Annotated in this window: 29 protein-coding genes; 11 read left to right on the plus strand and 18 right to left on the minus strand. The window is 32.2% G+C overall.

The window, feature by feature from the left end; all coding sequences use genetic code 11:
• The first annotated feature begins 114 nt into the window (after window positions 1-114).
• Window positions 115-900 (plus strand): hydralysin-2, encoded by a 786-nt coding sequence (locus ACIQ1H_RS07260; protein WP_402887660.1) that lies wholly within the window; start codon window positions 115-117, stop codon window positions 898-900.
• A gap of 78 nt (window positions 901-978) precedes the next feature.
• On the opposite strand, the gene ACIQ1H_RS07265 is transcribed toward ACIQ1H_RS07260, so the two are convergent.
• Complete coding sequence (locus ACIQ1H_RS07265; protein ID WP_402887662.1) at window positions 979-1,404, minus strand: hypothetical protein; 426 nt, start codon at window positions 1,402-1,404, stop codon at window positions 979-981.
• 94 nt (window positions 1,405-1,498) lie between these two features.
• Here ACIQ1H_RS07265 and ACIQ1H_RS07270 point away from each other — a divergent pair, with 94 nt between their 5' ends.
• Window positions 1,499-1,729, plus strand: a complete 231-nt coding sequence (locus ACIQ1H_RS07270; RefSeq protein ID WP_402887664.1) for a hypothetical protein — start codon at window positions 1,499-1,501, stop codon at window positions 1,727-1,729.
• 321 nt (window positions 1,730-2,050) lie between these two features.
• Here the strand turns inward: ACIQ1H_RS07270 and tsaA are convergent, their stop codons facing one another.
• The 3 genes from tsaA to ACIQ1H_RS07285 all read right to left on the minus strand — a co-directional run bounded on the left by tsaA (window position 2,051) and on the right by ACIQ1H_RS07285 (window position 4,273).
• Complete coding sequence (gene tsaA / locus ACIQ1H_RS07275; protein WP_402887666.1) at window positions 2,051-2,512, minus strand: tRNA (N6-threonylcarbamoyladenosine(37)-N6)-methyltransferase TrmO; 462 nt, start codon at window positions 2,510-2,512, stop codon at window positions 2,051-2,053.
• A gap of 73 nt (window positions 2,513-2,585) precedes the next feature.
• Window positions 2,586-3,521: a PD-(D/E)XK nuclease family protein gene (locus tag ACIQ1H_RS07280; RefSeq protein WP_402887668.1), complete on the minus strand. Its 936-nt coding sequence runs from the start codon at window positions 3,519-3,521 to the stop codon at window positions 2,586-2,588.
• Window positions 3,522-3,532: 11 nt separating this feature from the next.
• Window positions 3,533-4,273 carry a sulfite exporter TauE/SafE family protein gene (locus ACIQ1H_RS07285; RefSeq protein ID WP_172771307.1) on the minus strand — a complete coding sequence of 247 codons (741 nt, stop codon included), beginning with the start codon at window positions 4,271-4,273 and terminating at the stop codon, window positions 3,533-3,535.
• 90 nt (window positions 4,274-4,363) lie between these two features.
• On the opposite strand from ACIQ1H_RS07285, the gene ACIQ1H_RS07290 reads away from it, so the two are divergent.
• Entirely contained in the window at window positions 4,364-4,867 is a 504-nt protein-coding gene (locus ACIQ1H_RS07290; RefSeq protein WP_402887671.1) for a DUF1648 domain-containing protein, read from the plus strand.
• Window positions 4,868-6,448: 1,581 nt separating this feature from the next.
• On the opposite strand, the gene ACIQ1H_RS07295 is transcribed toward ACIQ1H_RS07290, so the two are convergent.
• Window positions 6,449-6,697 (minus strand): hypothetical protein, encoded by a 249-nt coding sequence (locus ACIQ1H_RS07295; protein WP_172771305.1) that lies wholly within the window; start codon window positions 6,695-6,697, stop codon window positions 6,449-6,451.
• 255 nt (window positions 6,698-6,952) lie between these two features.
• On the opposite strand from ACIQ1H_RS07295, the gene ACIQ1H_RS07300 reads away from it, so the two are divergent.
• The gene (locus ACIQ1H_RS07300) at window positions 6,953-7,147 is read left to right on the plus strand and encodes a hypothetical protein (RefSeq protein ID WP_172771304.1); all 195 of its coding nucleotides are present in this window, start codon (window positions 6,953-6,955) and stop codon (window positions 7,145-7,147) included.
• 76 nt (window positions 7,148-7,223) lie between these two features.
• On the opposite strand, the gene ACIQ1H_RS07305 is transcribed toward ACIQ1H_RS07300, so the two are convergent.
• On the minus strand, window positions 7,224-7,586 hold the full coding sequence (locus ACIQ1H_RS07305) for a hypothetical protein (RefSeq protein ID WP_402887673.1): 363 nt from the start codon (window positions 7,584-7,586) through the stop codon (window positions 7,224-7,226).
• Window positions 7,587-7,982: 396 nt separating this feature from the next.
• The gene (locus ACIQ1H_RS07310; protein ID WP_402888566.1) at window positions 7,983-8,318 is read right to left on the minus strand and encodes an ATP-binding cassette domain-containing protein; all 336 of its coding nucleotides are present in this window, start codon (window positions 8,316-8,318) and stop codon (window positions 7,983-7,985) included.
• A gap of 91 nt (window positions 8,319-8,409) precedes the next feature.
• Here ACIQ1H_RS07310 and ACIQ1H_RS07315 point away from each other — a divergent pair, with 91 nt between their 5' ends.
• A complete protein-coding gene (locus ACIQ1H_RS07315; RefSeq protein ID WP_402887675.1) occupies window positions 8,410-8,919 on the plus strand; it encodes a DUF3841 domain-containing protein in 510 nt (169 codons plus the stop codon).
• 202 nt (window positions 8,920-9,121) lie between these two features.
• Here the strand turns inward: ACIQ1H_RS07315 and ACIQ1H_RS07320 are convergent, their stop codons facing one another.
• Window positions 9,122-9,871, minus strand: coding sequence for an SAR2788 family putative toxin (locus tag ACIQ1H_RS07320; RefSeq protein ID WP_402887677.1), 750 nt, complete (start codon window positions 9,869-9,871; stop codon window positions 9,122-9,124).
• An 800-nt stretch (window positions 9,872-10,671) separates the two neighbouring features.
• Between ACIQ1H_RS07320 and ACIQ1H_RS07325 the strand changes: the two genes are divergently transcribed.
• Window positions 10,672-11,145, plus strand: coding sequence for a hypothetical protein (locus tag ACIQ1H_RS07325; protein ID WP_402887679.1), 474 nt, complete (start codon window positions 10,672-10,674; stop codon window positions 11,143-11,145).
• A gap of 581 nt (window positions 11,146-11,726) precedes the next feature.
• Here the strand turns inward: ACIQ1H_RS07325 and ACIQ1H_RS07330 are convergent.
• From ACIQ1H_RS07330 to ACIQ1H_RS07355, 6 genes are all read right to left on the minus strand, one after another.
• Complete coding sequence (locus ACIQ1H_RS07330; RefSeq protein WP_402887681.1) at window positions 11,727-12,128, minus strand: thiol-disulfide oxidoreductase DCC family protein; 402 nt, start codon at window positions 12,126-12,128, stop codon at window positions 11,727-11,729.
• A 42-nt stretch (window positions 12,129-12,170) separates the two neighbouring features.
• A complete protein-coding gene (locus tag ACIQ1H_RS07335; RefSeq protein ID WP_402887683.1) occupies window positions 12,171-13,340 on the minus strand; it encodes a transglutaminase-like domain-containing protein in 1,170 nt (389 codons plus the stop codon).
• Window positions 13,341-13,420: 80 nt separating this feature from the next.
• Window positions 13,421-13,738, minus strand: a complete 318-nt coding sequence (locus tag ACIQ1H_RS07340) for a hypothetical protein (RefSeq protein WP_402887685.1) — start codon at window positions 13,736-13,738, stop codon at window positions 13,421-13,423.
• A gap of 363 nt (window positions 13,739-14,101) precedes the next feature.
• A complete protein-coding gene (locus tag ACIQ1H_RS07345) occupies window positions 14,102-14,737 on the minus strand; it encodes a response regulator transcription factor (RefSeq protein WP_402887687.1) in 636 nt (211 codons plus the stop codon).
• A gap of 390 nt (window positions 14,738-15,127) precedes the next feature.
• Window positions 15,128-15,367, minus strand: a complete 240-nt coding sequence (locus tag ACIQ1H_RS07350) for a helix-hairpin-helix domain-containing protein (protein ID WP_402887689.1) — start codon at window positions 15,365-15,367, stop codon at window positions 15,128-15,130.
• A gap of 89 nt (window positions 15,368-15,456) precedes the next feature.
• Window positions 15,457-16,305 carry a helix-turn-helix domain-containing protein gene (locus ACIQ1H_RS07355; RefSeq protein ID WP_402887690.1) on the minus strand — a complete coding sequence of 283 codons (849 nt, stop codon included), beginning with the start codon at window positions 16,303-16,305 and terminating at the stop codon, window positions 15,457-15,459.
• 890 nt (window positions 16,306-17,195) lie between these two features.
• On the opposite strand from ACIQ1H_RS07355, the gene ACIQ1H_RS07360 reads away from it, so the two are divergent.
• The 5 genes from ACIQ1H_RS07360 to ACIQ1H_RS07380 all read left to right on the plus strand — a co-directional run bounded on the left by ACIQ1H_RS07360 (window position 17,196) and on the right by ACIQ1H_RS07380 (window position 20,731).
• Window positions 17,196-18,014 (plus strand): S8 family peptidase, encoded by an 819-nt coding sequence (locus tag ACIQ1H_RS07360; protein WP_402887692.1) that lies wholly within the window; start codon window positions 17,196-17,198, stop codon window positions 18,012-18,014.
• Between the two features lie 17 nt (window positions 18,015-18,031).
• Window positions 18,032-18,847: an SAR2788 family putative toxin gene (locus ACIQ1H_RS07365; protein ID WP_402887693.1), complete on the plus strand. Its 816-nt coding sequence runs from the start codon at window positions 18,032-18,034 to the stop codon at window positions 18,845-18,847.
• Window positions 18,848-19,011: 164 nt separating this feature from the next.
• Window positions 19,012-19,464 carry a hypothetical protein gene (locus ACIQ1H_RS07370; RefSeq protein ID WP_402887695.1) on the plus strand — a complete coding sequence of 151 codons (453 nt, stop codon included), beginning with the start codon at window positions 19,012-19,014 and terminating at the stop codon, window positions 19,462-19,464.
• 195 nt (window positions 19,465-19,659) lie between these two features.
• Complete coding sequence (locus tag ACIQ1H_RS07375; protein ID WP_402887696.1) at window positions 19,660-20,115, plus strand: hypothetical protein; 456 nt, start codon at window positions 19,660-19,662, stop codon at window positions 20,113-20,115.
• A gap of 163 nt (window positions 20,116-20,278) precedes the next feature.
• Window positions 20,279-20,731 carry a hypothetical protein gene (locus ACIQ1H_RS07380; protein ID WP_402887697.1) on the plus strand — a complete coding sequence of 151 codons (453 nt, stop codon included), beginning with the start codon at window positions 20,279-20,281 and terminating at the stop codon, window positions 20,729-20,731.
• A 233-nt stretch (window positions 20,732-20,964) separates the two neighbouring features.
• Here ACIQ1H_RS07380 and ACIQ1H_RS07385 read toward each other — a convergent pair whose 3' ends face one another.
• From ACIQ1H_RS07385 to ACIQ1H_RS07400, 4 genes are all read right to left on the minus strand, one after another.
• Entirely contained in the window at window positions 20,965-21,651 is a 687-nt protein-coding gene (locus ACIQ1H_RS07385; RefSeq protein WP_402887699.1) for an MBL fold metallo-hydrolase, read from the minus strand.
• 177 nt (window positions 21,652-21,828) lie between these two features.
• Window positions 21,829-22,887, minus strand: coding sequence for a hypothetical protein (locus ACIQ1H_RS07390; RefSeq protein ID WP_402887700.1), 1,059 nt, complete (start codon window positions 22,885-22,887; stop codon window positions 21,829-21,831).
• A gap of 15 nt (window positions 22,888-22,902) precedes the next feature.
• Window positions 22,903-23,268, minus strand: coding sequence for a hypothetical protein (locus tag ACIQ1H_RS07395; protein ID WP_402887702.1), 366 nt, complete (start codon window positions 23,266-23,268; stop codon window positions 22,903-22,905).
• Between the two features lie 177 nt (window positions 23,269-23,445).
• A complete protein-coding gene (locus ACIQ1H_RS07400; RefSeq protein ID WP_402887704.1) occupies window positions 23,446-23,730 on the minus strand; it encodes a hypothetical protein in 285 nt (94 codons plus the stop codon).
• Between the last annotated feature and the right edge of the window lie 214 nt (window positions 23,731-23,944).

The following is a 23,944-nucleotide window of genomic DNA, read 5'->3' on the forward strand; positions in this document are numbered from 1 at the left end:
GTGAGGTACTTACATAAAGTTGAGTATCAAAATAGAAATAAAGGAGGTTTACTTTTAGGTTAAGGTAGAAACTCGATTTTACTAAAAAGCACCACTATACTAGGAGGGAAATAAATGCAAACTCAGCTAATACGAGAGAAATTTTTATTTTCAGATTTACCTGCGATGAATTCAAGTTATGACAAAGTGAGAGAAGCATTCAAAGAAAAATTCAAAGTAAATCCAGATGGTATTGCAGTAAATAGCGAAACTTATTTTAAAGGAGTTACACCTGCAATCACTGAGCAATATGGCCACCCTTGCTACAAAACACTTGGTGACTTTACGTATACTAAGGGAGACGGGGCACCCCCTAAATCAGTCATTGTCGGTAGTAATATTGCTGTAAATCATGGAGATGAAGCAGCCACTATGACATTAGAAGTACAAGGCAGTTGGCAAAGTCAACAAACATGGTCTACTGAAAGTACAACGGGCTTAACTTTCGCTTCTAAATTTACAATAGAGGGATTTTTTGAATCAGGGATGGAATTCTCTGTTAGTACTACTATTGGGGAATCAAAAACTGAAACAGAATCAAAAACGGCAACTGCTAAGATAGAGGTAACAGTACCACCAAGAAGTAAGAAGAAAGTTGTGATAGTTGGGACATTAAAAAAAGAGACTATGCATTTCCGAGCACCGATTTTTGTCAATGGCATGTTTGGTGCAAACTTCCCTAAAAAAGTACAAGATCATTATTTTTGGTTTCTTAATGCGACAAGTGTACTCAAAAATACTTCTGGAGAAATATCTGGAACGATTAAAAACTCTGCCGTCTTTGATGTTCATACGGAGATTGGTAAAACAGAGCCTTTAACAGCCGAAGAATTAAGTGAATTTATGGCATTAACTAAATAGCTTAACTTTATCGGTGGGTTAACTCATACCCACCGATTTTACTATGGCCTCGTATGAAGGGAAGTCTCTCATAGGACACTAGGACAACACATCGTTAAAAATTTGTCCGCCATCTTTTATATTAATTATTTTTAAACGATTCGTATTTTTAATATAAATTGATTTATAAAGCTTTGTGCCATTTTCATCGATAATGAATAAAATACGTTTATCGCTAGAATCCGTCACCTTTTCAAAGTGGATAGCTTTATTATCGATTTGTTCGGTAATTTTGCTATATTCAGGTAAAGAAGTCCATTCACTAAGATCCGTATTGTCTGTAACTTCACCTTGGACATTTTGTTCTGGTTGTTCAATCGAATTCGTTTCTTGTTGATCTACCTGTTTCTCCTGCTGTTGAGTGGTGTCCTGTTGGGTAGCCTCATTTTTTTCAGTTGCCTCATTATTGCTGCAAGCTGCTAACATTGTTATGACAGCACCAAATATTATCATTTTCTTAAACACGTTGCATTACATCTCCTTATAACCTCATAGTTTACGATAATCGCCTAATTATGCTATTATTTTTTTGTATTTTTAAGCATAAGGAGGAAATATTATGTCAAATAACACAATGAAGTGGACCATTATTACTGCTGTTTTAACAGTATTTGTTTACATTGATGGCTTCTATTTGTGGGACATCTTTTATGTCACAATTCCTTTAGCGGTTTTATCATCTATCATTGCGATGATAGTCACGTATAAAGAACTACGACCTGTTTATATGCTTTTAAACGTTTTATTCACATTTATTGCGATTGTCGCTTTTTTTGTTTTAAACAAATGACCTTACTATAGCTAGCATTGATTTATGTTACACATAGTTCTTCTATCTGCTGTTTATCCAAAATCCATCTAGTTTACTTGCCCGTTTCAGCTTGAAATATAATTATAGCTTCCATTTAGTTTAAGTGTAAATCAAAAGCTCTAATTAATAATCGCTTTAGGTCACCTATTAGTCACTTTTAGTAACGATAGCAAAAGACCCCCCATCACTGAACCGCACCCCCGATTGTTAGACACAATCTAACAATTGGGGGGCAGTTCATCACGGAGTGGTCTTTTTTCAATACTACAAAATAGGTAAATTATGTTAGAAAAAATCAATTTAACCCCAATATTTATCCATTAATGACGTTGACCAATTTGGCTGTTTCACATCTCCTTTTGGTAAGAATTCTTTCATTACAGGTTTAATATCAATAATAGGAGTTCCGTCTATCGCATCTAATCCTTTAACAATTAATGTTCTTTGTTTTATTTCTATTAGTTCTACAATAGTTACCCCCAATTTATTGGGTCTATTTTTTCCTCTTTGTGCAAAAATACCAACCTCAGGATAATTTTTATTGTTTCTAGGATGCCTTGCATCGTACTGAATTTTTTCATCAGCAACCTTATCAAAATAAAAAATGATTTCCAAGTGAGAAAACTCGTCAACACCCTTTAAAGACAATTCATTAAAATTTTCTGTAAGTTCAATTGTTGACATTATTGAACCCCAATTATCATCCTCAATTTCTTTTCTATTATTATTTACGATCGCTACTGGCTGTATAGAGTATTGCATAGTTAACTCTCCTCCCATTAGATTTTATTTTGATAATTTCCACAATGATTGGTCACTTGCTTAGTTTTCCAACTCATTTGTTGGCACATAGCTCTTTAAAATTACATCTTAAACAGCGCCATTCATCTTGTGTTTGCTCAAAATCTTCAAGATCTACAGGCTCGTTTGAAAGTATATCGGCTTGAAACTTTTTCATTTCTAAAACACTGTGACGAAATGTATGTAAAATATTGTCCATATCGAACGACGTAAACGTATATTGTTTGCGTTCTCCTGTCACTAAATATTCATTATAAACTTCGATTTTTTCTAGTGAAACACCATGCTTTTGTTGAATGTAATAGGCGTAAAGCGCTAATTGCTGACGATCGTCGTCTGATTGACCACCTGTTTTCCAGTCAATTATTATCCATTTATCTTCCATATCATCGTAATAATGAAAGTCCATCACGACAAAAACTTGCGTATCCTCAATTTTCATCGAGCGAAACTGTTCGGGCTCTCCAATTCGTAATGAGCCTGTATGCGCAGTAATTTGTAAAAACGTCTCACTTAAAAGGAAGTTCGTAAATACCGCTTCTAAACGATTTTTATAGTCCGTAATAAGTTCAGCATTTAGCTTCCCTTCATAATAGATTTCCTGCATCATGTAAAACTTATTAGGTTTATGTCTCCATAAATCCACGTGGCGAGTCGAATCAATAAAGGCAGCATTTAACTGACCACGCGCACGATTGACAAGCTCTGACACAGATGGTACTGTCTTCGTTTGCAAATAATCGATAATCGTTTGCTCGATTAATCGATGGACAATTTGTCCAAATAATATAGGCATCGCTTGCAACTTTTTTAATCGATAAACATGCTGGTGAAATGGCTCTACTTGATGGCTCAGCCACCCATTATGAGAAAAATAATATTCAAAGCCATATTTTCTAGCACAGCTCGTTAATGTTTTATGACGTGAAAGTGACCAGGAAAATGTCGGAAAAGGTGAAATTTCAAACATGCGAACCCTCCTTATAACTGTTGGAAGAAATCATAAATAAGTTGTAAAATAAGCACTATTGTTACAACACGTAACAGTATCTTGACTTGATTTGCCTTTACCTTTCTTGCAAGGACAATGCCAATTTGCGCGCCAATAACGGATCCAAACATTAAAACGATCGTTAGCGGCCACTCTATTTTTCCTGTTGCAATATACGTAATGGCTGCCCCTGAGCACATCGCAAAAACGCCAACACGAGACAATCCTACAGCTTTTATATAGGAAAGTTTTTCATACGCATACGTATACAACGCCAATGTACTACTACCAGGGCCAAATAAGCCATCATAAAATCCTACACCCAGCAAAATGGGTCCATTTTTTCTATTCATTTTAAAGCTTTCTACTTCACCGAAATCAGCACCACCGATAAACGACATAATGAGTGCGAAGCCAAGTAAAATAATAGCAATAAGCGTTAGCGTCTGACCGCTCATAAAGGAAGCAAAGAGCCCACCCAATGTACCACCAATCAAAGATACAAGCAGAACTGAACGCATTTCCGACCAAGACAATTCCTTTCTTTTAAAAATTGTATAAAAGCTAGAAAAAGCACTTACCATATTGGAAACTTTATTCGCTCCAATTGCTGAGTGAACTGGTACACCCATCAGCATCATTGTTGGTAATGTGATTAATCCACCACCACCAACTAATGTGCCGATGACATTCCCTGCAATACCAATCACTAAAAATAAAACGTATTCCATCTAATCCTTCTTTCTAACCACTTGATATCAATCTTATGTTACAGTATAACAGAATCCTATTTTGAAAGAAGTCAATATCGAGGTGATCGTATGCATGAACAACTAAAAACACCTACCCCAAAACTGTGTAAACAACTTACAATTATTGTGGCAACCATTTTTACAGCTGGCATTACCGCAACTGTGCTTCAATATCATAAACTCCCCTCCTCCATTCCAGTTTTACAAAGCTTTACGACGGATCACGCACAGTTCGGGCCTAAAATCGCTATCTTTTATTTACCATTTGTAGCGTTAATGCTCTTTTTGCTTTTACATTACTTGGAAATAAAAGCGGCTTATCCTGTAGTCCGTAAACATAAGCCAACTCTTTCTCATAAAGAGCGACAAAATGGGATAATTATCTTCTGCCTCATTAAAAATAGTATTTTACTGTATTTTACATACTCACTTTTCAATGATTTATTAGTGGCAATGGGACACAATCGTATTTTACAACAATGGCATGCTTATGGATTTCTTGCCTTGTTATCCATCATCTTTATTGCGGGTATTATCCGCGGACTATTCCTCCAACATAAAGCAAAAAGCTAGCTGCACAATCACCTTTGTGCTACTAGCTTTTTTTATGATATAACACTGTCAAATCGCTGAGTAGCGCTTCTCTTTCATCATCAACTATTGGCAAAAAAATTAATAAAATCCCCACATAAATCGATTGACCGAGAATGATTCTCAATGATAAAATTTTCGTAAATAAACGGTAAAATGATAAAGGAGGACGACTTATGTTGAGTTGGGGAACAACAAAGGAACAACCTTCTACTATTCGAAAAAGAATCAACTAAAGTTCAGGCAAATCCTCATTTACGAATTGACCCTACAACTATGAAATTAGGTATTTGGCATGTAAGAATTTTAGTTAGTAACATTCTCGTGCAAAAAGTACCATTCAAGTTATCAACCATTTCGTACTTCAAGGAAAGTTGGTGAAGTATTATGTGGTATTATCAATCACTCGCCTATTTTTTATATTTTACATTAATAATATTTATACCTTCATTTGTAAGGGGTTCTCCTTACAAGGAGACCCCAAAATCTTCTTATACAAGAAGATTACTAGCCTCTATGGTAGTGGCTCTTATCATGACATGCATAGTTACACTATTAGATATAATATTTCCTTTTGGATTTGACTAGTACTTCTATTACTAATGGAGTTCGATAGATAGGCATTCATTCATATATGAACCTCTTCTATTAAAATTAAATGACTCTTCCTCAAAATATTCAGGAGGTGTTTTCCATTAAAGATAATACAAAAAAAGATAAAGCATTAATCGCATCTGGCTTTTTCTTTATCGTTTTTTTCGTTAAGTTAATTCAGGATTTTGATGTTATAAATCTACAAGATTTACTTGCATATACTCTTTTTGCTGCAATAGCTACTGGGATATTTTTTATTTTAAAGTACCCATTTAATAACAAATGATTTTTATTAAATACATTAAACTGGAGTGATATTATAATAAAAAATAGTCCATGTACATTATTTAAAGGCACTATGGTCGTTGTTATTGTAATGTTTTCTATTCTTGGTGTATTTACAGAATATACGGTTGCGAACGAATACCCAGATGACGAAGAGGTTCTCGCTTTGCAGAAGAAATGAATAAGAAATTCCCTGGAAAAAGTAACTGTGAATAATTAAAAAGTATACTTGGCTAATTAGAGAAGGTGTTTAAAGTTAAAAATATAATAAAAAATAGATTAGTAGTAGCATCTTTATTTTTCTCTAGTAGTATTTTCATCATGATAATTGTGAACACTGATGATATTAGTATATCAAACCTAATAAGCTCAATTATTTTTGCGGTATTTGTAGGTGTCATATTTTTTATTCTAAACAACCCATCTAAAAATAAGTAAGATGCACATTTTCAACTCATAAAATTCAAATCTCATGCTCTTTATTAAGCGTTGAAAAGGTAGAATTAACTTTTATTGTAAAGAAAGATGCAGTACTAGATATTATCAAAGTATTTTCTGTATAGAACCACAATGTGCCTATCTAATCGTTGAAATAGTCTGGATTCTTTGAAACAAACCCAATTTTAACATCACATATTAAAAGTCGATTGAATCCTAATATTTCGGACCAATCGACTTTATCGTTTATATCACATCGTTTACTTTCTTTTTATTGTGAGAAAAACTACTTTCAAAGTACAAATTCATTAAAATAAGCCCTAAAGCAAAGGCAATAAGTCCTCCACTAATAAATGCAAGTAACAGTTTATAAAATAAGCCAAAATCAGCTGTATATTGATAATAATCTAATATTAAAAAAATAGCGATTGTGCCAATAATTGAAGTAACACTAGAAATACAATAAGCCCAGATGAATTGTTTTCTGCTGTACAAAATACTTCCCACTTCCTTTCGATGTGCTTGTATATATTAGAATGAGAAAAATCAAATGAAAATATGCATATTATAAACATTTATTTGTAAATTATCACAGAGCTTTTCTTTATTAATTTATACCCCAGAAATAGATTTCTTAGCCATGTATGTACGAAGCTAAAATTCCGTATTGTACTGAGTTTCACAAATTACGGAAAATAGATTATACTGGAACTAACTATTAACAATCATATTCAAAAAGGGGAATCTCCTATGACAGAAAATAATCAGACTGAAGCACCAAAAAAGAAAATGACTCTGCAAGAAGCCGTGAAGCAACAGCTTGAAAACAAAAAGAACAAAAATGCTACTACTAAGGGAAAAATGAATGGTGACACTTCAACAAAGAAAATGAAAAGCCAACAAACGAAAAAAACAAGTAATACACGTAGAAAAATGGGCGTTTAAGAACGGTTTGAAAAAAATTCGTTTAACGCAAAAAAGCATTCAAGGAATCGTCAATTTTCCTTGAATGCTTTTTACTTTATTTAACCTCTTGGCGTAATGCTTGTAACTCTTCAAATGATAAGTTAGTTAAATCTATAATCTCTTTATCACTATTCCCCTTTAAAATCATCTTTTTCGCAATGCCTTCTATCCCTTGTTTAATTCCTTTTTCTATTCCTTCTTGTTTCGCGTAGTATTTTGCATCTTCAATTTTAGCCTCTTCATCTAGCAAATACTTGACCCGTGATTGGTAAGCGATAATATTATCTGGATCTAGACTGATTTCTTCCCATGCTTGAAGTGCTTTACGTATGTTTTCATCGGTCTGCGCTATTTCCTCCAAAGCTTTATAGATATCCTCACGCACAATCTTTTTACCGTCATCTACCTTACCAAACATCAGCAACCACCTCTCTAAATTAGTATTGAATGATTAAAGTTCTTTATTTATCTATACCTTAAACATTTATCCATTTCAATAAACTGAATTTCTACCAAATCATCTGTTCTTTGTAATCAGTGTAAAGTCTTATCACCGCTGAAATTGTGAGCAACTTTGTGAAATCACCTTCATTTAATAAGTTATTCGACACCATATTAAAGGAAGTTTTTATTCAAAGTATTTAGTAAACTAAACCAACTACTAGACCACAAAGTACTAAAAAAACAGAGAAAATATTTTTAATCATACTCCTTTCTAAAATACTTAACTTACTTTCATCGTAACTCACACATAACAAAATTTTAGTCGGTAGCCTTCATTTACAGCATTATGAATGATTGAAACTTTGATGAGTCAAGAATGTTCGTCTTCATTGCTTAATTCATTAACCTTTAGTTTTTTTAATTTTTTATCATTAAATTCAAAAACCTCATCACATATCAATTCAATATCTTTTTGCATATGGCTCGTTAGAAGAATCGTTACGCCCTTTTTCTTCAGATCAAGCAATAATGTACGAATGTTTTGGACGCTTGTTTTATCAAGTCCATTAAATGGCTCATCAAGTATAAGTAAAGAAGGATCCTCCATTATTGCTTGTGCAATCCCCAACTTTTGTTTCATACCTAAGGAATACTTTTTTACAGGTTGCCTATTTTCAGGATCTAACGCTACCCTCTCAAGTTGAATTTAGTCAGATAGCTACTACTTGGCGTAGCGTTCCAAACCTCAAAAAAAGTTATAATTAATATTAGATTAATTTAACGATTAAGGAGGAGTTATGGGTATATATTGGACTATTCAAACAATTGAAAAATGGGAGGAAGTAAAAAAAATCGGCTATCTTATAGGTGTCCGTGAGCACATATGGCCAGAGTTTATCGAGCCATATCATTGGATGATGCAACAAATGGCTGAAAAACTTCCTAATTATCAAGGGGAGTATCCCGTATGGGTATGGAAGGATAGGCCAGATCTTCGAAGAATAGGTCATTTAGAAAAAGGCGGTCGTGGAGTTTTATTAAAAGTAGACATTGAAGATGAAAGAGTTCTACTCTCAGATTTTCAAGCTTGGTATTTTGTTCTTGTAGGTGACTATTGTAATATTGAGGCAAAAGAAGATTTCGAACTAAATTTATCACAACAATCCATACAAGAAAGTTGGAAAACAATATTTAATTTAAAATATTTAGCAGAACACCCTGAATGGGGAGAGTGTAAAGTTCAAGGTGTGACTGGTAAGGTAATGCTAAATGAAATTATTTTGGTGAAAGAATTTACAGCTCGGTAAACAAACTAAATAAGTTAAGAATAAAATTGCTGAGGCAAAAGCTTAAATTAAAATTTAATTTAAAAGAAGTAAACTTCGAAAAAATGCATTAACAGCTGAGTAATTTAATATATTACAAAAAAGAGAGATTGAGTGACAACGATCTCTCTTTTTCTATAATATCAGCTAATTTTATACTGCGGATATTGTCCTAAATAAATCACTACGGAACTATAGCATTTTCAACCAATTTTTTAATATTATTATAAGTTCCTTTATCTAATTCACGGTGTAATGGTACAGGAAAAGTATTTCCGTTAGGACCTTTCATAGTAACATGACTACCTTTTTGTCTAACCTGCTCGAATCCTACTTTTTCAAGCATCTTAATAAGATCTTTACCACTAATAGTTTTCGGCCATTTAAGTTGAGCTAGAATAGCATCTTTCACAGCTGATTTTCCATACTTTTTAATTGCTTCTTGCACAGTTTTTCTGACTACAAGACCTACAATTATAGGAATTAATGGTATTGCTGAGGCTTCTAATTTTACCGAATTTAATAAGTATTCTTCCCCAGTATTTGAATCTATGAATGTAGCAATAAATACATCTTCTTGTACTGCATGAAGTATAATATTAAATTTATAATCAGTAGTTTGTTCATTCTCAACTGTTACATCACCTAAAACTATAACTTCATGATTGTTTTTATCAATTTCTAATTCAGCATTAACTTTAATATCTTCTTCTATTAAACTAGTTTCAAGTTTAAGACTGCTCTCACTATCTTCTTTAATGTCAACTGGTAATTCATCTGAGAGTTGAATATTATACCCCTCTTCAATTTCTGCCTCTGCTTTATTTAAATTAATTTTATTGCGAGTATCCTCAATTGCAATAACGCCCAAACCACTAGGAAGAATTGTAAATAATAAAGAAAATATTAACAATATACATATAACCTTTTTCAAAATGAACACCTCTTTTTAATAATCCAGATTCTTTAATACCCAACTCTTTTCCTGAATTAATAAGTATCATTTTATAACTTTCGAGTTGCATTTTATGGTAATAAAACCATTTATCAAGATACATATGCAGTTGCAAATAAATTACGAAAATGCAGAATAATCGACCTATTAATTGTTATTTTAAGTGCTTCAAGTCTATTTTTTAATAGCAAATGAAATTGCTCGTTTTTATTTCATAACAAACGAGATAATACAGATACATTTTATATTTTGTTGAGTAATCCCAAGATTATGAGCTATTTTTGTCTAGAGTCGAATATCCTAAATCATTAAATAGCAGTTTTAGAATTAAAATGAAGATTACTGCTTTATTTTATCCTTCCTTTCTCAAACGCATAGTTATTGCTTTCCCCCATCACATTAGAGATTCGGCATTTATTCTGTCTTGATAAGGATATAAATAATTATGAGGGAGAACTTCCTTTTAAAAGTAACTTACAATCATTATTGTGGTAATTACTATCAAATAACCAAAATATTCAGAATATGTCATTAATAATTCTTTTACAAGAAATATTATTTCTATAATTACGTAAAGTTTGAAATATGCTAATTTTATTTTATCTTTCTCATAACCGCCATTTCAACCGTCAAAATTTCTGTCGGTTGTAGTTAATTTTTGTAGTGATTGCACCATATATTTTACAATTGTTAGAAAATAAAGAAACTATTTCTATGATCATTCGTCTAGTTCTTTAAAGGGGGAAATTAAAATTACTATGAGAAGGAAAGTACCGATTATGTTAGTTTTTTTAAGCTTATTATCCTTAGCAGCTTGTACATCAAACGAAACAAAGAACAAGATATCGTTACCTAAAGACATTCCTAATTTTGTTGAAGTAAGTGATTTGGAAAAGATTGATTGGGATAAAAAAGCGGTGACATTCAATAACAATATTATTGGAAATGAAAATAAGTCAGGCGTTATAGGTGCAGGCGCGCCAAGCTTAAATGTTCAAAAATGGATGTGGCATCTTTGGGGAATTGAAAAACCTACTGAAACTAAGTTAACGGTGGTAGGTTATCACAAAGAAACAGGAACGGTCCATCAAATATTAACGACTGGCTGGACAATTGACCTTGGAGGGCCAAACAATGGAGCAGATGCCCACGCCCCATCAGGCGTTAAAATACCAGAAAAAGGACAATGGGCGATACTGCTTTATACAAATGAAAAATTGTTTGATATCTTGATTTATGACATAAATGAATAATTGACTTTTCCTTTACCAAGAAACTAATTGATTACCATTTTTAAAACCCGCATCAGAAATTGAATCTGAGCGGGTTTGTTAGTTTTGGGACTTCTTTTGGCACTTTTTTTTTCTCTAAATCTGTAGAATTATCTACTTTTCATACCTTCTTAAATAATATCGAGCATTTGCAAAAAAGATTGTTCCAAAAAAGAACATCATAACAATAATCCAACTAGCAATTGCAGAATATTGGCCACCTAAAATAAATTCACTGATCAAATTAACAAATACTATAAGGACCATAATTACATATAAACCTATTAAAAACCTCATTTATCCACCTCAAGATTTTTTAGAATATCATAAATTTTTATGACCTTTTTGAACGCAATGTTTTATTAAAATATATAAATAACACAGGATTGGGTAAATTTCCACCGATCGGCTAATCCAAAAATTATCAACATTATTCATTATTCCATGAAAACTCAAACGAATAGTCGAGATGATTTGTTCATGGGGGGCGATTTTTATAAGAATACCATCCACTTTTCTCTCGAATAGTAGTAATAGCAACAAATTTGTTGATTTAACAAACTTTATTTCTTCTCAATTTTATTCATTTGGCACCTTCCTTCCTCACACTGCGCTATAGGGAAGATTGTTCTTCTATTTGCTATCCAATCATAAATTAACTGTCCTAAGCCGATAAAAGTAGCAAAACTCAAAAAAGGAACAAATATCCATAAAACAGGACTATTTTTACAAATACGATTGATAGAATAAATTCCGTTCTCCATTTTACATTTAGAATTACATTTTTTTATAGAATGTATCCTTTTTTTAAGCATTTCTTCATTTAGATTATATTTTTCTATTACTTTACTATCCCTAAAAGAAATAAATTCTATACGATTTAACAAATCAAACTGTTTAAAACTCCTTATGCTTTTATTACAAATAGTACACCAACCATCATAAAAAACAATTATACGTTTCAATTTGAGATCATTTCCTTCTAAATATTACTTTGTAAAAAATATTTAACCACCATCTAAAGTTGCCAACAAGGATAAAATCATAAATAATGTCATGATATTAAAAATAACCAAGTATTCCCTTCTTAATATGTAACACAGGAAAAATATAATAAACGTAAATTTAAAAGTAAACTCTAGGTATAAATTTTGAACGATAAAACTGAATAGCATTGTTACAGTCGCGACAATCAAGGACGTTATTTTAAGAACCGCTAATAGATGCTTTAAACCATGTTCTCGTATTTTCCAAGTCCCCAATACATGTGATGCATCTTGCAAGAAGAATAATTCATTATTCGTTTGGAACTTTATATAAATTGGCTGTAAATAAGGTGCACAACCATTAAGGGATTGTTGTCCCCAACCAAAATTTTCACCATTAATAATCATTGAGGCTGCAATAAAAGCCTCTTCATCATCCTTATATTCTGGTACTAACTCAATTTCAATATCCTTTGAAAATACAACGCGCTGCCCTTCCGTTTGACCAAAATACTTTTTCCAATGGATTGTTCTAATAGATCCCCCAAAAAATGACCAAGGTCGTTTCTTTTGTATAAATGCCATACTTGTATCAACCGAAATCCATCCTTCCCCTTCTATAAAAAACTCATTCCAAACATGCCCTTCCATTTTTCCATTTGCCCAACTTCCTACTACAGTTCTTGCTGGAATGTTCAATGCTCGACACAACGCCGTAAAGAGCATTGAAAATTCTCCACAATCACCTTCTTTAAGTTCGAGGAATGACTTGGCCCCTCTGCAACTAGGTGGATAAACATAGCGATAATTTTTTACTATATAATAAAAAATAGCCCGTGCTTTTTCTTTATCAGTTTCCTGTTGGTAGGCAATCTCTTCTGCTAACTTTGTCGTTTCTTTATTAATTGGTGAAAGAATCGTATTTCTTAAATAGAATTTCTTTTCTTCTTCTGTTAATGCTTTCTTGTCGTTCTTTGTGCTATAAAGTTCTACATCATAATTTAAATGTAATCGTTCATTTTTGTTTAATATATAGTAGGCTAATTGCTCACCTGTTGGAATTTCTGTGACTTGAGCAGGCACTAAAGATTTCTCGTTAAATTGACTAACAGGAGGAAGAATCATCCATAATTGTAGTTGTTCAAACAATTCATTTTTATAAAAGTAGTCCACTGTAACCATTTTACTCATGTAATCCTACACCTTTCAAGTTAGCGTATTTAAAAAATTTAGAATATTACATAAATAAGGTAAGTGTTTTTTAAGGGGGCTTAAAATGCAACTTCAGCATTCGTTGAAACTTTTTCATTATTATAAAACAAGCCTTTAGTTTTAGCGTACGCATCTGCTCCTGCAGCAGCTGTATAACCAGCTGCAAAGGCAGCAGCACCCCATTTTGCACCTTTAACAGCTGCTTTGTACAAGTTTGCTATAATTTTAGGCTCACTTCCATAGGGATTCTCTATAGATTCTACTGAAAATTCTACCTTTTCAACTGGTTTACCTGTCGTTACTAAGGCGGATACCGAAGACACACTTCCAAAAAATAACACTAGTAATAGCATACTTATTAAAAATCTCATTTTCATGTTACTACCTCACTTTCATAAATTTAAAAGTAAATATAGTTTCAGACTCCTAGGATCCTTTAATCCTTCACTGCGTTATTAGCTTTGATTATATTTTAATTTTTCAAACAATTTATTCTAGAACATTTCTACTCGAGTTAGTTTAATTTTATCTTGCCCATTACCGACGTTTCAACTGACAATATTTCTGTCGGTATTGTCAAACATTCTGTCGGTTACGCTCTCCGCCTTCCTATTCCTATTCTAAATGTCCTAATGCCAGGATTTTGCATGCTTTTATTTTAGTTGTTAATAATGGAAAATTAGGTGATTTGTCCAACTGAAAAGAAATAAAAAAAGTGCCGATTCACTCGACACTTTTTTTCAATTCTCTTTATTTTCATCAAGTAATTGCTTTTCTTTCACTACTTCAACTGCTTCTATTCGTGTAGAGACACCTAATAGGCAAAAAAGTTGAGATAAACGACGTTCTACCGTTCGCACTGAAACATGGCATGTAGCTGCAATTTTCTTATTTGGATAGCCTTTCATTAACATCTCTAGTAACTGTTTTTCTTTATGTGTTAGTGTTAAATGAGCAAAGCGATCATTTATTTTGTCATTTATATAATCTAAAAAATCAGTTGGTATCACCATTATTCCTTGAACACTCAAACGAATAGTCGAGATGATTTGTTCAATAGGAGCGGTTTTTATAAGAATACCATTCACTTTTTTCTCGAATAGTAGTCCATAATAGCAACAAACCATATTCGTCGTATATAAAATAATTATTGCTTGTTCCTGAATTGCTTTAATTTTGGTCACAAGCTCTAGATTATTTTTTGTGGCAATACAAGCATCAATTAAAAATACATGGAATTTTTCCTTTTGCATTCTACTTATAACGTTTTGAGGATTCTTCTCTGTTTCTACATGAAAACCTTCTAACTCATGAGACAACGTTTTGAGACCCTTTAAAACAATTGGATAGTCATCCACAACTAAAATTGAAATCAATCGTATCCCTTCCCTCGAATTCGTTTCATTTAAAGTTGCGACACAATTAGTATACCAACCACATTAATAAAGTTTGATATTTATCTTAAATCATCTACCAATTAAAGTTAAAATGGATAAATGTTTAGACATGGTTTATAGTAAGTTTCCAGCCTATTGATTGAAATGAAATTGTGAATACCGAACACACCTATGTACTTACCTAAACCTTCTTATATCTACTGTAACTTCCTCCGCATCCTTCTTGTGAATATAAGGCCAGCCCCAATAAAGAAAACGAGCATCATCACCTTTATAATCGGAAAGATAAAAAGCTTACTGACAACAAATACTACTAAGATATAATATACGACCATCGCCAACAAAAATAATGTGAGTTTATTCAAATTGTTACCTACTTTCTTTTAATGCTGTTTCAATTGCAGCAAGCGCCTTGGGACCCATACCATGCAAATTTTTTAATTTCGCTAAATCAACATCTTTTAGTTGTTGCAATTGTGTATAGCCTGCAGCATTCAATGCTCGAATTGCAGGCTTAGCAACGCCTTTTGGCCATTCTTCCATATAAATCCGACCTTTCTTTTTCGTGGATTCTCGATTAATAATACCTAATTGAAGTATAACTAGCAAAGTACAATCCTAATCAAAGCTAATGGCTTTCCCCATTGTTTCCTTCATTATCGAGGGGGAATAATGAATGCCATTTCTCAATTAATAGCCTAGTATTGTTTTATTTCTTCTTCTACCATTTCTAATAATGAAAATTGCTCAAGGGTCATCAACATATTTACACCTTTCCGTATCCATTTTTCACCTGATTGACTAAGGTGATTAAGACAGATGCCCTTTCTTACATAACAAATAGATAGTAGGATAAAATCATGTTCTTTTTTGCATAAAAATATGGCGTTTAAAATTTCTCTATGTGCTTTTGAATACTTATTATCTTTCATTAATAGTAACGCAATATTCATTGAAATATTAATTTGTAATCGTGACACATGACGAAAGTTTCCATATAAGGCGATGTGTCGTAAAGCAAATTGTTTTATTTGAAGGACTGTTGGTAAAGGGAAAAAAAATAAAATCGCATTCAACATATATAAATCAGCAATATAAAGTTGATTGCGTTTAGATAAGTCACGCCAAACTGGTTCAACGGTTTTCTTCGCTAGCTCGAAATCACCTGTTTTAGCTAAAAAAATTAGTCCATCTAAAATAATAGAAATATGAACAACTTGTTGATCTTCCTTAAATTCTTTTAAGTATTGTTTGCACTTATCCAAGAGTACTCTCAGTACAGCTTCATCGTTATAGGTTAACCGATAAAATTGTGTAATGATATCATCACGTTTACTGTATTGATAGTCATTTTGAATATAAAAAAATTCTTCAAATGTAATACCTAGTCGATTTATAATCTCACGCATCGTCGCAAAGTTGATATCAGTATTATTATTTTCAAACTTAGAAAACGCACCTTGAGTTAACAAGTTATCTGACACATGTTTTTGTGTATACCCTTTACCATTCCTAATTTGTTTTGTAATCTCACCATAACCTTTCACGTTGACATTCACTCCTTTACAAAATATTCTTTCAAGAATATTTAACGAAAACGATTGAAATGTATGCAATTATATAATTTACAAGGGGGTGATCAAATTGATTGATGCAGTAAATTTAGAAAAAGCAACTTCAACACTTTGGTTAGTCGGTACAGGGACAGGTAGCTAATAACAAGTTCATTAAGCCCCTTTCCCTCGTTTTACAATGTAAGTAATGATTTAATTAATGACAATGTCATTAGTGATCTACAATGCTACCTTTATTGTACAATTTGTATTTTTTTGTTGTCCAGGGCATAAAGCTTTGCAAACAAACTTCTCACAGAGGGTTTGCAAAGCTATTAAATTTATAGAAGCACCCATATTGTTTCTTCCACTTACCACTTTCAATGAACTCACTAACTCCCTTCGCCCTTTAATTATCACCCTACTAGATTTAACTTCTGACCAATCATCTCTACAATCACTTTTCCCCGCTTTTAACACATCATGCACTTAAAACAGTTGCTTTGGTCGAATTCTTCAAGCATTGGTACCGCTTCTTTATTTATACAAAAATTTTAGCATTTTCAAACAAAATATTCCTAAAAGAATACTAGAAAATTAAAATAAAAATCCCCTTCAGAAATTCATTTATATTTCTAACCACTTAACCTAAAAGAAAATCATAGAAATTATTTTTATTATTCTTTTACGCATATTTTAAAAAATTCAATTAATGACAGTTTATTATAGAAGCATTAAAAATAATGATTAATTAAAAGTTTAGAAACCAGTTCTTTTGAGGACTAGAAAGGATGGTGAAAATATTAAAATATTCATTCCAGTTGTGCTTATTATGTTGTTACTAGCTTTACTTATAGGCTATTTCATTCAACAGTTTGGTGGATATGAAGATAGTGCAATATGGGGGGTATCATGCGGTTCATTCAACTTCTGTAAATAGTGAAAAACCAAATAACAAAAAGATGAAAGTAGCTATATTGGATAGTGGCATTTCCCATCATGGTGATTTAAAAAATAAGATAGTTGCTTCGTACAACGCTATTGAAATTGATCAAAAACCAATTGATGATTTAAACCATGGTACAGCAATTGCCGGGATTATCGGTTCATCTCATAATAAAATGGGTTTTTCCGGAATCGCAAAAGACAATGTAGAAATTTATAACGTCAAAGTTTTAAATAGCCACGGTAAAAGTGACTTTCAAACAGTTATCAATGGTATCGAATGGAGTATCAACAATGATGTAGATATTATCAATATCAGCTTTGGATTTGAGACAAATAATCTGGAATTTGAAAAGGTTATAAAGAAAGCTTTAGCTAAAGGAATCATTATTGTAGCGGCCTCTGGTAATACACTAGGATTAAGGGTTGATTATCCAGCTAAATACGAAGGTGTCATTTCAGTTTCTGCATTAAAATCTGATTTCACAACCTATAGCTACTCTGGCAAAGGCAAAATCGATTACGCCGCACCAGGGAAAAACATTTTATCTACTGACAATTATGGTGGCTATAGCATATTTAATGGGACATCTTTTGCTGCAGCTTTCGTTACTGGCTCTATTGCTTATATACTTGGAAACGCTAATGAAAAGATTAATAGTACGAATTTAAATACCTTTTTAGAACCTTACGTGAAAGATTTAGGAATACCTGGATTTGACGAAGAATATGGACATGGTTTCATACAACTTAATTAGGAAAAGGAGTAATTGATATGAAAAAATTCTTAATTAAATTAATTGTGATAACAATGCTAATTTCCCTAGTACCAAGTGTTAATCCACTCAAATCTTACGCAACCGATAAATCAAACAGCACTGAATATAATACTATTGAAGTAGAAAATGAAATACTACAAGAGCTCGGGATAGAAGATACTGAACAATTAGATTTAAATGTCGAAGAAGATAATGATTTAGTTATCGTCTATACTGATATAAACACAACAGATGTTCATGTATCTACTGTAATATATTATGATACAATTTCCGAATCCATTTTATTGCATGGTACAGTAGAAGAAGATGGAGAAAAAATCTCCCAAGAATATGAAGTAATCGTTCATACAAATGAAGGACAAGATTTCTCAGCAACTTTTGTCGATCAATCTGATGGCGAAATTTTTGATATCGATACATTAGAAGCCCAGTCTTCAGCTTTACCAGTAGTGATTATAGCCGCCGTAGCAAGATACGGTATTTCCTATGCGATTAAAAGATATGGTAAAAAAGCTGTAACCAATGCCATTCGCAGTAAAAGTTTTGATAAAGTATTATCTTCTGTAGCAAGATTAGATGCTAATTCACGCAAGCACATCCTGGATCCAAAACATGATTGGCATAAAGTAACAAATAATAATTGGGATGATGTAGCAAAGGTCATGTCTTATGTGATGCGTTATGGGAAAGAAGGTCCTTATGGCTCTGCAAGAAAGAAGACATTAAATATGAATGGTCATACAGTCACAGTATCTTTTGTAAGAAAAAATGGCAAAACACACATAAGTAATGGGTGGGTGAATAGAAAATAGAAAATTGAAAATTGAATTCTTTCAGTTAACAGTTATCTTTAAAGATGCTGAAAAGCTATATTACAAAACAATGTAATCAATTTACGTACTAGCCCTAGGTTAAAAAATTAGATACAAGCACCTTTCTTATTAAGTAAAATAAATAGTACAGAGGTGAATAAAAAATGGAAGAAAATTTAGAACGTTACATTTTATCAGCCAACTTTAAAGATGCTGAAGCGAAATATCACAAAATGGATTTCCAGCAATTTGATGATGAAATCATAATTAGTGCTTATAATAACAAAAATATGATTTATTATACCTTTTTGCATTATTTATTAATGAAAGAAGAGTCAGCGAAGTTACACAATCTTGCCTTTTCATTATTTGTAAATGCATTAACACCTATTGAAGGCGCCTATCATTGTGCCAACTATCACGCACAAAGAGCTGTCGAATTGACAAATGAACAAGATACATTTAGCTTAGAACATTTATTATTCCTTAATATCGTTCCTGATAAATTAGTGAGTGACCAAAAAGCGATTGAAATTTGCCATAAAATTTTAGCACTAGACCCTTCGAATAATACCGCCAAAAGTTCCCTTAAAGAGTTACTACCTAAGACAAAATAAAATTTTATATACTTGTCAAAAATCGTACAAGCCCTAGGTTAAAACGTTATGACGATTCGTTTCACCTAGGGTTGCTTCAAAACCTTTCTAATCTATTAATGCTAATTACTTTATGAATAATAGTATAAGAAGTCTTTTTTTAAAAAATATATTGAAAACTAAAAGTAAAATTAGTAGTACAGAGGTGAATAAATAATGTCGAAACAATTAGAAAGTTACATTCTATCAGGTAATTTCAAAGAAGCAGAAAAATTATACCAAATAATGGATTTCCGAAAATTTGATGATGAAATCATAATTAGTGCTTATGATAACTGCAATATCCTTTTTTACACTTTTTTACATTACTTATTAATGAAAGAAGAATCTGTAGCGTTACACAATCTTGCCTTTACTTTATTGATAGTCCCTTTAGTTCCTATCGAAGGTGCCTATCATTGTGCTCTCTATCATGCACAAAGAGCTGTGGAGCTAACAAATGAACAAGATACAGGGGATTTAGAACTTATATTATTCCTTCATACCGTTCCCGATAAATTAGTGAGTGATGAAAAAGCGATTGAAACTTGCCATAAAATTTTAGCGTTAGATCCAACGAATAAAATCGCGAAAAGTTCCCTTAAAGAGTTACAACGTAAAAAAACTAAGTAATATCAATTACATTTGTAAAAAGACGTATAAGCACTAGGGTTAAAACGTTATAAGGATTTGTTTTAAACCTAGTGTTGAAACTTCAAAAAGCCCAAGTTCACTTATAAATATTGTTAATCTATTATTAAATAGCAAAAAAATCTAATATGTAGGTGATGATACAATGTTAAAAAACCTAGAGCAACTTATTCTATCAGTCAACTTTAAAGAGGCAGAAAAAGTATATTATAATATTGATTTCGACCAATTTCAGAATGAACTTATATCGATTGCTTATGATAACAGTAATTTAATTAATTATACCTTTTTGCACTATTTATTAATGAAAGAAGAGTCAGCGAAGTTACACAATCTTGCCTTTTCTTTATTTGTAAATGCTTTAACACATATAGAAGGTGCCTATCATTGTGCACTCTATCACGCACAAAGAGCTGTAGAGCTAACAAATGAACAAGATGCAGGTGACTTAGAAAATTTATTATTCCTTAATATCGTTCCTGATAAATTAGTGAGTGACCAAAAAGCGATTGAAATTTGCCATAAAATTTTAGCGTTAGATCCTGCTAATAAAATCGCTAAAAGCTCCCTTAAAGAGTTACAACGTAAAACTAAATAAAATTTGAAATTGTGCTCCTATAAAAATAAATATAAACACGCTGTTGAAACAAGTCTTCATAGTGTTTCAACAGCGTGCCTTATAGACGTAAAATAATAGTTTTTCCATTTAACTAATCTCCTCCCACCATCAGCGAACAAAAAGAGGATTTGGTATTTATAATTTTTCCAAATCCTCATATTTGTAATCACTAGTATTTTTTCCTTTTTGGATGCCCACTTCACCTCGCTATTTTAAATAGTAAATTTCCCACCATGATAACAATAGTAATTGTCAGCATGAAGATGTTTAATCTTACGCAAAGACAGTTCTGCGTTCTCTATATTTAAACAAAAATGTGGATTGGCAATGACCAATTCTTGATTTTCATGTGCAGCTGCATCTCCTGTAATGACACTTTTTAAATTTGGGAAATATAATGAAATATGCCCTGATGTATGCCCAGGTGTTGCGACTACCTTACATTCGTTATGTAGAATCATATCGCCATCATGTACCTTTTTATCGATTGCAACATGCCTTAAATCCTTTAATTGTTGGATAAACCATTTTCCAAATTCAATTTCTTCTTGTGGCATATGTTCGAGCATTTCTTCGGCTTGCACCAATCTCTCAGACTTCATTTCACCACTAATATATTTTGATTCTATTTCACTTGCTATGATGTGAACCCAAGGATGTTTTGCTTTAAAATCATATAAGGAACCTATGTGATCATCATCGTAGTGCGTAATAATAATATGCTTTAAATACTTCATCTCAAAGCCATTTTTTAATATTTCATCTTCAATCAGAGGATAAAAATTTGAATACCCTGTATCGACCAATGTTAGTTCATCATTCACTACAATTAAGCTCGGATAAATCGTGTTCTTTTGTCCATTAAATTCAAATTCAATTGGTAGTTCTACTATCTTCATTTTTCTCTCCCCACACACTTTCAGCTTTAGATAACTCTAATATTCGAATATTTTATACAATTTATTATATATGACAATATGAAAGTTTTTCAAATAGCTGAATTTTCTAATAATAATCCGTAATATATATTTAAAGTAATCATGAACAAATTAAAAGAGAGCTACATTAGCCCTCTTTTAATTTCTTTTAAATATTTTTACTTGCTCATATTTATGAACATAATCTTCTGGTAAAGGAAGCCTTCCGTTTTCATCCATTTTATATTCTTTCCCCTGGATTAAAAATACAGTATTTTCATCGTGACCATACTTGCGCCAATCTTGTTCGCGCATGCCTTTACTTTCCAAATCAACATTGTGCAAAATACCGCTCGGGCTTATTCTATATCGTTTAGATCCATTAATAGTGAAGGGTTCTTCTGTAGTAATGCCAAAACTTTCAAAGCCCTTTAAAATCTCACTATTATCTCTTGCAGTGTGTAGCCAAGCTGGATTTCCTGTATGAATAAATGTTTGTATGTCCTGTAACAATTGGCGTTTTCGCTCTAAATGTACGCGTTTATAATCTGACATTTGATTATCATAATATAATTGTTGGACATACCTAGATGACCCGTCATTAATAAACTTATAATTAATAATCCCATAATCAGTCGGTATACCATAAACTTGATTGTTCTCAATCTTCAAATTAAAATTTCGATCAACATGAAGAACTTTTGCTTGATGTTGATTGTGAAAATTACTTTCTTGTGATTGTGATGCTAATAAATAGGGTTTTAATTTAGTCTGTTTTTTTTGACTATAGAACTCCATTTTTTTCAAAGCTGAAGCTACATTCCCTAAAATCCCTAATCCTTTTAAAACTTTATGCTTATCGCTTACATTGTATAGGTATGCTGGATTTCCTGTATAAATATAAGTGGGTAAGCTCCCTAACAATTGGTGTTTTCGTTCTAAGAACATTCGTTTGTAAGTAGACATTTGAAGATCGAATGTCGCATTATTGATAGGCTTGTAATGGAAAGCCCCAAAATTAGTTGGAATTCTAGTAAGCGGATTCTTCTTGATAGACAAAATATTATTCAGCTTCATGTGATATACGTCCCGTAATTGAGACCCTATTAAATTTTTCTCTAATGAATTCTGTTGTTTTTCATGCGAAAACTCCATTTTTTGATAAGTTGGAGAGACAAAAGGTTGTCGTTGAGAAATTGAACGTAGTGAATGCCACATCTATAAGTCCTCCTTCTATTTCATTTCTCGTTTATAGCTTATTAAAATGAATGGTTTCAAAGTATAGGTTCCTGGAAGATCGAAAGAGGCAGAGTATTTAAATGCATAAGGTTGCTTTACTTTTATTTGAGCATGTTTAGGTACGGCATCTAATTGTTTCGGATTATATAATGGGAACGTAGCATCAATCCAAGAAACAGTAGAAGTTGGGCAAAGACTTCTCTTGATTGAATATAGACTAATTAAATAACGATTTGTCTCGGTACCACCTATTGTAAAACCTGTCAAAATAGCATCATCAGGAATACTGCTAACATTCGTTAAATCAAAATATTGAATAGTACTCGTTGTTTTTATTGAAGATATAGAGGAAGCATTCAAATCAACTCGATAGTTTGGATTAGTATAAAGATAGACAGGCTCCCCTACAATTGTTCGTAAACTATAAGGATAATTATTTCTTCCATCTTGGGAGGGTGTAATATGAATAAAATATTCACCAACAATACTTGTTTCAAATTCTACTTGTCTATACCCTTCGTCCCCTAACCCAGTTTCCTAAACGATTCTATCCCCTTTCGGATCTGTAATCTCTATATCAACTGTTTTTCTAGTTACCAATGTTAATTTCTCGCTTTTGTTCATACCAAGGGCAACTTTATAAATTTTGCGATCCGTGTCTCCTAAGATTGATGTTAAATCGCTTTTTTCAGGAATAGAAAAGTCGGTACTATTATTTCGTTGAAGGTCAATAGCTCCTTCATAAGGATCATTTGCGTGAGTATCCAAGGGCAGAAATACAAACAAAGATAGAATAAACAATAGTAAAATAAGCTTCTTCATTTTAAATCATCCCTTCTTTCCTTCTATTTTTTTATTGAAATAAATATACAATATTTTTTGTTTAATCAAAAAAAACATTCCTAAAAGAATATTACATGAATGTAAATACTCTTACAGCACCTCGCTTACCCTTACTAATTGTTATCAAAATGGTGTCATTCCCTTTTAACATGGATTCCTGTACTATAATATATAACTATCTGACATATAAAAA

This window comes from Lysinibacillus sp. NPDC097279 (genome assembly GCF_044761745.1).
In the GTDB taxonomy this organism is placed as follows: Bacteria; Bacillota; Bacilli; order Bacillales_A; family Planococcaceae; genus Lysinibacillus.